Raw genomic sequence first — 9,905 nt, 5'->3', positions numbered from 1 at the left:
TTTAACTCCCCTGTTCATCGTCATAAGTGAAGCAATGCGTCAAGTACTCACAACCTCTTTGTGAAAGTTCTTCATAAACTTTTTCAAAGTCAGCATATGAACTTGGTGTATCGTAATATTCTTTGACACTAATTCTCTTTTGTTCTAGTAAGCGAATAAATTCTGCTGTATTTCTACCTTCTGTCCAACGGACAAATCCATACGGATAATCAACGGCATCCCGTTCATAGGATGTTTGGTAACGACCCGGTCCACCCGCTCTAGAAATACGAATATCAATCTCTTTCGCAAACATTTTTTCTCGAGTATAGTGAGGTTGTATATCCCCAACAATCACGGACTTCCCTTTATCTTTTAACCAATCCAAACTTTTATCTGTTAAGTAACTTGCGCCAGATCCTGCACACAAGAAGACTGCATCTGCGCCTTTTCCATCACTAAGGATATCTAAATCTTTTTCTAGTTCTGCCTCATCTGAGTATGTTTTCAAGCCTGAGACATCTGCTAAAAGATCAGCACGACTTTGTGAACGATTAAGCGCTAAGACAACCATTCCTGCATTATGAGCAATTTGAGCAATGAGTTGACCATAAATTCCTAAGCCAACCACAACACAAATCTCACCAAATTGCAGTTCTCCTTGACGTAATCCATGAATCGCAATCGCTCCAAGCCCTGCTAAAGAAGCATCACTTAACGAAACTGATTCAGGAACTTTCGCTACTAATGTTTTAGGCACACTCAAGTATGAGCGATGACCGACATAGGGTGCACCATAGACTGCAACTTTGTCACCAACCTTAATGCCCTCAACACCTTCCCCAACTTCTTCAGCAATCCCTGCTGCAGAATAACCTAAACGAACAATATCGTCTTTAGATTGACTGCTCATGGTCCCTTCAGTACCAGGACTCACAGCCGAGTAAACAACTTTAACTAAAACATAATTCTCTTTTACTTCTGGTTTATCATCGTTATATACATCGATACGACCATTTTGTGCTCCAATATATTTCATATTTATTATTTAACCCCCGTAAATGCAATTCCTTTAGTAAAGTATTTTTGGAAGAACAAGAATATTAGGAATGTTGGAATAAAGGATAATAATGCGCCTGCCATCTCAATTCCAAAGTTTCCTTCTTTAGTCAACAGTGATGCTAATCCAACCGTAATTGGATACATCTCACTACTTGTTGTGAAAATTAAAGGCGTTAAGAAATCATTCCATGCTGAAATGAATGCAAACGTTCCAACTGTAGCGATAACTGGTTTGGATAAGGGTAACATAATTGAGAAGAATATTTTCATATCACTTGCGCCATCAATTTTGGCCGATTCTTCCAATGATTTTGGTAATTGTGCCATAAACTGTTTGACTAAGAATACCCCCATAATCGACCAGACTGCCGGCAGAATTAATGCTGCACGCTTGTTCACAAGATTAAAGCCACTAAACATAATGTATCGTGGAATAATCAAGACTTGCGTTGGCACCATAACAACCGCCATCATGCTCCAGAATAATATTTCTTTTCCAAAAAAGTCTTTTCTTGCAAATACATACCCTAAAATAGCTGCAAAGAACATTTGTAATACTGTTGGTATTACCGAAATTATGATCGAGTTGACTAACCATCTTAAGATTTGTGAATACTTAAATATGTGGCGGAAGTTGTTGAGTGTAATCTCATGTGTTTTTAACCATAAAAACGGACTTCCTACCGGTATTTTCGCATCAATAAATGCTCCAGTAATCATAATTATGAAAGGAACTAGAAACGAGATACCAAATATAACTAATATAATATTGCGAATTATCTTCGCTGTTTTTTCGCTCATAATTTCCTCCTAATTATAGTCTACCTGTTTTCCAAGGTAGCGTTTTTGTATCATTGATATAATAAAGATAAAGAAGAATAGTACATAGGCTAACACACTCGCATAACCAAAGTTGAATGCATTAAATCCTTGTTGGTACATATAGAATACAATTGTATTTGTTGCATAATTTGGTCCACCATTTGTTAATAAATAAGCAGAATCAAAAATCTGGAACGAACCAATTGTGGTTGTTATTGCGACATATAAATGAATTGGCAATAGCAATGGCATGGTGATTTTGAAAAATGTTCTAAATCGACCTGAGCCATCAATTTCTGCAGCTTCATAGACATCATCTGGAATACCTTGTAAGCCTGCATAATAATAGATCATTGTATTTCCAACAACTTTAAAGACCGATAAACCCGCTAAGACAAACAGTGCTTGGGTTGAACTCGATAAGAACAATTGTTCTTCAATTCCAAATATCGATAAAAGTTGATTAATAAAACCTGAGCTGTTCCCTTTAAACATCCATGCCCAGATACCAGAAATAACGACAAATGAGGTTACAACAGGAAGAAAGAATATCCCCTTGAATAGCGTCGCCCATTTACGTTTCAATGATTGAATTAGAACTGCGAAGAACAATCCTAATGCCATCGTTGGCACAATGTAGTACAAGGAGAATTTGAATGTATTCCAAATTGATCTCCACGCATTCGCATCATTGAAAAATCGTTTCCAGTTGTCAAACGCAATAAACTTGGGACTTCCAACAATTTGATAGTCTGTAAATGTAATAATAAAACTAAATATAATTGGCCACACATAGAAAACTGAGAAATGAATTAGTATTGGTACTAAAAATAAATAAATCAGAGAGTGCTTCTTGAAATGACGAAGCACTCTTTGAAATATACTCAGTTCTTGTGGGCTTTTCTTGGTTTCAATTGTTTGTTTAATTTCTTCCATGTTAAACCCTCACATTCTAAATTTTAAACTAAAACTCAATTATTTTAAGTATGATTGAATATCTTCTGCTGCTTTATCTGCTGCTTGTTGAGGTGTTAATTTACCCTCCAACATTGCTTGAACTGCTGCTTGAACATCTGGCATAAATACACGTGCTTCAGAGTTAATAACACCTGGTTTAGCAATCTTTGTTAATTCAGCCATTTGGAGCATTGCTGGATTGTCTTTTAGAATATCCATTGCTGCTTCACGTGCTGGAATGTGCCCTGTAACTGTGTTAAATTCACGCATATTGTCTTCGTTTGTCATAACTTTAACAAATTCTGCTGCTTTTGCTTGGTTTGTTGATGTGCTTGCAACAACAAATGCTCCTGTTGTTCCATAAGTTACTTCAACTTCTTGTTTTAATGGTGAACCAATTAAAACTTCGACATCATTTTCTTTTGCCAAGTTAATCATATTGTTTGCTGACCATGTTGCTAAGATTTTTCCTTCTAAGAACATTGATCCTTGGTCATCTGATGTGATTGAATCTTTTGCAATTAATCCATCTTTATACCATTCGTTAATTTGTTCAAATGCTTTTACTGATTTTTCATTATTGATTGAGATTTCGTTTTTATCGTTAACAATATCTCCACCTGCTTGCCATACTAATGGGTATAGTGAGGTGTTTAATGTATTTCCACCTTCATAAGTACGTGCATAGTATCCTTTAGCAACTGCTTTTTTACCTAACTCGTTAAACTCATCCCAAGTTGTTGGTAAGTTATTTACATCTCCACCAATGTCTTCAAGAACTGCTTTATTATAGAATAATGTTTGTGATTCTCGTAAGATTGGTAATCCGTATAATTTATCTTTATATGTAACGGCTGAAACTGATGTTTCTGTGAATCCGTTTAAATCATCTTTTGTAATATGCTCATTAAGATCTGCTAATAATCCTTTTTCAGCAAATTGTGAAATTTGGTCAGGAATTAAGTAGAACACGTCTGGTCCTTCTTTAGCTGCAAGTGCTGTTGTGATTTTTGTTTCACGGTCTGCCCATGGAATTTCTTCAAATGTAATTTTTGCATTTGGATTATCTTTTTTGAATTCTTCAGTCATCTTAGCATAAACTGCTTCAATGGCTTCTTTCTTCTCCGCACCGACATATGGATGAACCCATACTGTAAGTTCAACGTCCTCATTATTTGTTTCTTCTGCTTTTTTTCCACATCCTGCAAGTACTAATAATGATAGTAAAACAATTATTGTATTTCTTATTGCTTTTTTCATCGATTTTCCTCCTACGATTTTTATACGCATCTTCACGATGTCATAACTTTATTACAGTTACTAATGTTTCCAATTTGAGCTTCTTTTTGAGTGCACCTCCTTATGATCATCAATACAGCTCAAGACTCCTCATTAGGATAGAATCCTATCCAACGTAACAAGGTAATAATCGGTTTTATAAACTACAGGTTTACATTTATTTCCTACATTTTTCATTTAAATGCAAACGCCCCTCCCTTGTATACGCTTTCATTATACCCTTTATTGCTCTCTTAGAAAATTACCGAACTTGCCAATAATTATAACTATCTTGCCATATACCTCTAAAACCCTAGTATATAGACGTTATTTCTTTATTTTTTTGCTTTATTTCACCATACTAACATCTTCTTTTGTCGGTCTATTCGTAACTATCTTGCTTTTCGGTTAGTTTTTATTGCTCAGATTGGTTTTTTAGTCGATTAGTGTATCCCAACTTTCCTGATATGCACTAAGGATTTCAATTATTAACTTTTGATATACTTTTAAAGTATGTGATTCTATTTTAATTTCTTTCATCTTAGTCTTTGCTTCCATTAATTCCTTCGAAATTATTGCCTGATATTCTGGATTCTTAACATCCGTCAACCTATTGGGAAAAAGTACCGTGTTATATTTAGTTAATGGCGCTAAAACATCTTCAACTTCTAAATGAACATTTCGCTCCTCAATATGCAAGCTTGCTAATGTTGGATTAAAACCAAGATAACTGTATGCAGTATTATTAAGTTGGTGAATTCTTTGGTAATTATATTTTTCTTTGAATTGATCAAAATGATGTGCCGTAAAATAAGGTACATGCAAATTCAGTACGCCCTCCAATTTTAGTCTTTCATAATAATTCATGTCTGTTTCAATTCGTCTGAGTAAACTTGGATAAATCTCACTCAGCATAAAAAAATCACTATAATATTCCAATACTGTTGTTGATGAGCATTTTGATGTGAGTTTTTCTAGGGTTTTCATTCCCCTTAAAGAATTTTTTTCATGATAGTCACCATAATTATGGCCCCAATAGGCGAACAAAGCGTTAACGTCTTTTAAATTTTCCTCATAGTTTGTTACTTCTAACATTTCCCAAGACAAGCCAGCATTGTAAGCAATGAATTCTACTTCCGCCCCTAAGGCTTGTCGATCTATTTCTTTTTGTAAGTACTTCACAAACGAAAGATAAGATTTAAAAAATTCTTGTCCATTGTGTCGTTCGATTGATAGATCCTCTGGCCACAGTGATATTCTTGTAATTAGTTTAAATTCTTTAATATAGTCTATAATTTTTTTTACTAATATTTCCTGTAAAATTTCGCTTTCAAATAAAAATACGTTTTCCAGTTTTTTTTCTTTAATCGATTCTTTAAGTAAAAACTGTAAACTATGTCCACCTAATGTTACGTTAATCTCTCTTTTTAATAATTCTTCTTTCAACTCTTCTTTTACCTCATCCCACAAAAAGAATGTGAAAAATATTTCATTGTGATAGTATTCTGCTCCGAACTGAATTTGGCTTTTTAGATAAGAAACATCATTAATCACTTCATAAATATTACCACGCCGATTAAACCTTGCTTTTTTATTCGCATTAGGCGCCTTGCTACGATGATAGTCATAAAGTCCATAGAGAACTGACCGTTGCTGATCAGCGACTATGGTCAATACATTGTTTTTAAAATCATAGGTGAAATATTCTAGTTCTTTTGCTTTAATACTAACATTTATTTCAATATCCAAACGCTTTGCTTCGTTTAAAATAAAGTCTTTTATCATTTGCTCTCCTTTATTCAAATTAATGTCGTTCTTTTCGAACCGAGTTGATTGCAAGTAAGAGTGATCCAGTAATAACCAAAAATATAGGGTAAAGTGAGTAGTTCATTCCAGTTTTTGGTAGTTCCTTGTCGGATTCTGCAATTCCCTTATCCTGCTCTGGTTTATCTTCTTGCTCTGAATTATCTTCGGTTGGGTTAACTTCTGGTTCTTTTTCTTCTTTAGTATCGCTAACTTCTATCGTTATCTCATCACTGCATAAATCCTCAAAACACGCTTGTATTTTTACACGTCCTACTGCAAGTGCTTCTAGATTTGAATTCATAATTAATTCATCTGATGATTTAATCGTTATCAAATTATTGTTAATGAGTTCATTATCCATATAATGATTACTCAATCTATAATCCACTTTCATTACTTCACCAAGCTTTATTTTTTTGTCAGTTATGTCCATATTTAATTCATTATGAATAATTGTTAGTTTATACATTTCCGAACCAATGTTGTAGAAAATATTTCCGATATCATCAATTGCAAAGTTTGTAACAATTCCACTAACTAGTTTTTTTACAGTTTGTTTTTCAATATCTATAACGCTCAGTTGCTTACCAGCACTTGTGTAAAGTTTATTATCAATTCCCCACTTTATGTAATAAGGTCTAAATCCAGGGGTATGTTGTGTACCTGGCGATGTTTTAATCGTTTTTTCCACTTCTAGTGTCTTCGAATCCATTGAGAATATCAGCGCATCTTTAACAGTTGCTGCCCATAATTTTCCATCAGGACCTTTACTAATACTGCCAATAAAGTCAGGATTAGAGTCATTCGGAAGATTTGGTGTTACTTCCTTGATTACTTCTAAACTATGCTTATCCAAAATTGCAACTCTTGCAGAAGGTAATTTAATATTTGGATCAACACCCAAACCGCCACTGTTGCTAGTAGATAAATAAATATAGTTTTCATCGACATCAATGCCTGTGATTGATTGTTGGTCGACAATATTCCTCTTCACAATTTTTTCTTTTGTCTTAGGATTATAAATGGTGAGGGCTCCACCAGTTACTCCGTATGTCGGAAATGTTCCAATATACAATAATCCATCGTGTTCGTGCATAACAAATGGTCGATCTTGTTGGTCGCCAATCGTGAATATTTTACCAGGATTCCCTTCTTTAAATTCTTGGTAATTCAAATCATTTTTTGAACTGTAATTATAAATCACTGCACCACCATACGTTCCAAAATAGACCTCATCATCCACAAATCCAATACCTTCTGGCTGATGAAATGTTGGAATTGAAGTTTTTATTTCTTCAAGAACTGGATCAAAGATTGACATTCCCGACATATAACCACCAATGTAAATATTCCCATCATTTCCTGATTCCATTGATTGAATAATGACACCATTCGATGGTAAGTTACTCTGTTTTTCTTCAAGTTCATTTGTTTTAGGATTAAAGAAAAACACCTCAAGATTTGTTGTCATAAAGGCAACTACATCTTCATTTTTTTCATTTTTTATCCATTGTGCTGTTCTAAAATTACGAGTTGGTAACAGTCCTAATTCTTTCATGTCCTGGAATTTTTTTGTTTCAATATTATAAGAGCGGATTGTCCCAACTTCTGTTTTAAAATAATGGTGTACACCATCGATTGGATTAATCCCACTTACCTTTCCATCAAAACGACTGTATCCTTCAACTTCCAATGTTTCCTCGTCAAGAATAACGAATAAGATACCAGAAGAAGCAAGGATTTTTCCATCAACAATCGTTATTTCTGAAAACATAGACGGTGTTTTTACGCTATCAATGACTATATCTATGATTTCTTTTTCACCTGTTTTCTTATCAACACGCATAATCTGTCCTACAGTACCACCAATACCTGCATAAACAAATCTTTCACTAAGTCCAAGCCCCCTGACATAAGATACCCCTTCTGGGGCAGTCGCAAACACACTTGATTTTTCAGTTTCAAAATCATAATAAATAATTCCACCTGGTTTATCTTTCATATATGTCCCAAGATACAAGCCGTTTTCATCGGCTTTAATGTCCCATACATGACGATGATTATCAGATAATTGTGTCAATGTTTTTATTGATTTTGTTTCAATATTGTATTCATACAGGTTTCCTGTTTCTGTACCGGAAAAATAGACATGACCATTTGGAGCAACTGTTATTCCCCAAATAGTATTCTCATTTTTTATTTCAATATCAGCTTCAATAGTGTTTTTTGTGTGATTTAATGCTGTAAAACGAACAGGTAACCCTGACAAGCCAAAAAATTGATAAACATCGCCTTTTCGATTTGTAAATGCTGATCCTTGAGCAAGTGATGTTTGTACAGGGTCATTGATGTATCTGGGTTTATGGTACTTAACATCTGGCACCTGATCTGATTCTACTTTCTCTACAAATGATAATTCATCATAATAAGCTGTTCCTGTATGGCCAGCTCCTATATACAACATTATTTGAGCTTCATGAGCATTTTCAGGACTTGTAATTTCCTGAGAAAATAAAGTTAATTCACGTATTGTTTCTAAACTAGGATTAATGGCAAATGAAGTTGTTGCATCCAAAGTTTTACCCTCACTATCAAAGAAATAGATATAAACTCTGCTTGGATTTTGATGAGCCAAAGCCTTACCAGATACTTTATATTGAGTGTCGCTTGCGATAGCAAAACGATCACTTTTCAAACCAATGGATGCTTTACTTGATTGGTCATTAATGACAATTCCCTTATTTCCATCCGAGACGATATCCGTTTGTATTTCTACATTTGTACCTTCTAATGGTTTAACAGGTTCTTTAGTCCAACCTAGCAACCCATCCTCAAAACTAGGATTTCTTAACAAATTAGTTTCTTCCGCTTTTATAGTAATCCCTGTTGATAAGAGCATACAAACCAAAACTAAACAAATCATTTTCTTCATGACTTTTCCTCCTTTTGCCCTAAATTTATCACACCTTGATAGCGTTTTCATCATTTTCTTTAATTCCGACAAAACAGTTTAATCAAATAGCAATATTTTTCTCATTTATAAAATTTCCTATGATATACTTGGTGCAGATAGGGGTGATTATTTTGGCTAAAATAATTTATGAACTTCATACATTTGATAATCCTCATATTCCAATCATTTTTCATAACGATCGACTCGTGAGAGGCTATTCACATATCCTTCCCCATTGGCACGCTAATCTAGAATTACTTTTAGTTATAGAAGGTACCATTGAAGTAAATCTCGATCAAACTATTTACACAGTAAATCAGGGTAGTGTGGTTGTTATAAATAGTAATGAGATTCATGCAATCAAACCAATCACAAACGAAGTAGAATATTACTGTTTAATTCTTGATTATAGTTTTTGCCGTTCTTTTGATTTTGATACTCAACTTAATACCTTTAAGAGTATCAATCAAGATCCTGAACTCATACGGCTAATGGAGCTTGTAGCATATGAAATAAAGGAATTAAAAAATCACTATGAACTTGCGATTAAAGCATTATGTAATACCATTCTAATTACTCTATTCAGAAACCAATTAGTCGCTGACACTCCAATCGAAAACTCACAATCAAAATTAGATTTAGTTCAAAATGCAATGACTTATATTCATTTTAATTATCAACAGCCATTAACTTTGGAAGATGTTAGTGAAAGTATTGGTGTCAGTAAGTTTTATTTATCTAGACTATTTACAGAATTAACTCAAACTAATTTCAGTAATTATGTTTTAAAGTTTAGATGTTTTCAAGCCTATAATTTACTTATAAAACAAAAAATGAATGTATCAGAAACTAGCAATTATTGTGGTTTTAATTCAGTCCCTTATTTCTCTAAATCATTTAAAAACCAATTTGGAATAACTCCCTCAGAAGCCTTATCAATCTCTTGGAAAAAAGAAGCGAAAAGTATTCGTACGTTTGGGGAGGCTATTAACCACGAAATTAATGGAGTCTACTTTTCAGCTGACTTAGACAAGTAAAAAAGTTCAGT

7 protein-coding genes are annotated in these 9,905 nt (G+C 33.9%); 1 reads left to right on the top strand and 6 read right to left on the bottom strand.

What is annotated here, in order from left to right:
* Window position 1: 1 nt before the first annotated feature.
* The 6 genes from GVV10_RS01775 to GVV10_RS01750 all read right to left on the bottom strand — a co-directional run bounded on the left by GVV10_RS01775 (window position 2) and on the right by GVV10_RS01750 (window position 8,836).
* On the bottom strand, window positions 2–1,018 hold the full coding sequence (locus GVV10_RS01775; RefSeq protein ID WP_236261845.1) for a zinc-dependent alcohol dehydrogenase: 1,017 nt from the start codon (window positions 1,016–1,018) through the stop codon (window positions 2–4).
* 5 nt (window positions 1,019–1,023) lie between these two features.
* Window positions 1,024–1,842: a carbohydrate ABC transporter permease gene (locus GVV10_RS01770; RefSeq protein ID WP_159518942.1), complete on the bottom strand. Its 819-nt coding sequence runs from the start codon at window positions 1,840–1,842 to the stop codon at window positions 1,024–1,026.
* A 9-nt stretch (window positions 1,843–1,851) separates the two neighbouring features.
* A complete protein-coding gene (locus GVV10_RS01765) occupies window positions 1,852–2,799 on the bottom strand; it encodes a carbohydrate ABC transporter permease (protein WP_159518940.1) in 948 nt (315 codons plus the stop codon).
* Between the two features lie 39 nt (window positions 2,800–2,838).
* The gene (locus GVV10_RS01760) at window positions 2,839–4,080 is read right to left on the bottom strand and encodes a sugar ABC transporter substrate-binding protein (RefSeq protein ID WP_159518938.1); all 1,242 of its coding nucleotides are present in this window, start codon (window positions 4,078–4,080) and stop codon (window positions 2,839–2,841) included.
* A gap of 453 nt (window positions 4,081–4,533) precedes the next feature.
* A complete protein-coding gene (locus GVV10_RS01755; protein WP_159518936.1) occupies window positions 4,534–5,883 on the bottom strand; it encodes a hypothetical protein in 1,350 nt (449 codons plus the stop codon).
* A gap of 19 nt (window positions 5,884–5,902) precedes the next feature.
* Entirely contained in the window at window positions 5,903–8,836 is a 2,934-nt protein-coding gene (locus GVV10_RS01750; RefSeq protein WP_159518934.1) for a carbohydrate binding domain-containing protein, read from the bottom strand.
* A gap of 152 nt (window positions 8,837–8,988) precedes the next feature.
* Here GVV10_RS01750 and GVV10_RS01745 point away from each other — a divergent pair, with 152 nt between their 5' ends.
* Entirely contained in the window at window positions 8,989–9,894 is a 906-nt protein-coding gene (locus tag GVV10_RS01745; RefSeq protein WP_159518932.1) for an AraC family transcriptional regulator, read from the top strand.
* Window positions 9,895–9,905: the final 11 nt, after the last annotated feature.

The organism is Erysipelothrix urinaevulpis, from assembly GCF_009828835.1.
In the GTDB taxonomy this organism is placed as follows: Bacteria; Bacillota_I; Bacilli_A; order Erysipelotrichales; family Erysipelotrichaceae; genus Erysipelothrix; species Erysipelothrix urinaevulpis.
This window is presented reverse-complemented; position numbering and strand designations above follow the sequence as displayed.